Source organism: Mycobacterium sp. E1715 (genome assembly GCF_001667625.1).
In the GTDB taxonomy this organism is placed as follows: Bacteria; Actinomycetota; Actinomycetes; order Mycobacteriales; family Mycobacteriaceae; genus Mycobacterium.
In genome coordinates, this window is record NZ_LZJJ01000548.1 from 1 (window position 1) to 762 (window position 762).

Sequence of the window (762 nt, forward strand, 5' to 3'; positions counted from 1 at the left end):
ACTTCATGTAGCGGTCGTAGACCTCCTGCGACTGGATGGCGATGGCCTCGTCGCGGTTCGCCTCGAGGGCGGCCGCCCACGTCTCCAGGGTGCGCGCGTAGTGCAGCTGCAGTGAGTGCACCCGGGTCAGCTCGAAGCCGGCCGTTACGGCGTACTCCCCGACGGTCTGCGGGGTCGGGAGCCAGCCCCCCGGGAAGATCTCGGTGAGGATGAACTGCGAGAAGTGCACGATCTCGTGCGTCAGCGTCATGCCCCGCGCCCTGGCCTCCTTGAAGGAGGGGCGAACGATGGTGTGCAGCAACATGATTCCGTCGTCGGGCAGGATGTGGTGGGCACGTTCAAAAAAGGCCGGCCACCGGTCGGCCTTGAACGCCTCGAAGGCGCCGATGCTGACGATTCGGTCGACCTTGTCGTCGAATTCCTCCCAGCCCTGCAACCGGACTTCGACGGAGCGGTCGGTGGGGATGGCGGCCATTTTGGCCTTACTGTAGGCAAACTGGTTGCGACTCAGCGTGATCCCGATCACGTTGACGTCATATTTCTCGATCGCCCGGTGCAGCGCTCCTCCCCAGCCGCAACCGATGTCGAGTAGCGTCATCCCCGGCTCGAGATTCAACTTGCCCAGCGCCAGATCGAACTTCGCATTCTGCGCCTCTTCCAGGGTCATGCCCTCGCGTTCGAAATAAGCGCACGTATAGCCCATTGTCGGATCTAGGAACAGGGCAAAAAACTCGTCCGAAACGTCGTAGATGGATTGCGATT

General features: G+C 61.9%; 1 protein-coding gene. It reads right to left on the reverse strand.

Going from position 1 to position 762, the window contains the following annotated elements:
- Window positions 1–762, reverse strand: a 762-nt coding sequence (locus A9X03_RS26720) for a cyclopropane mycolic acid synthase family methyltransferase (protein ID WP_156746691.1), incomplete at both ends; no start/stop codon positions are given.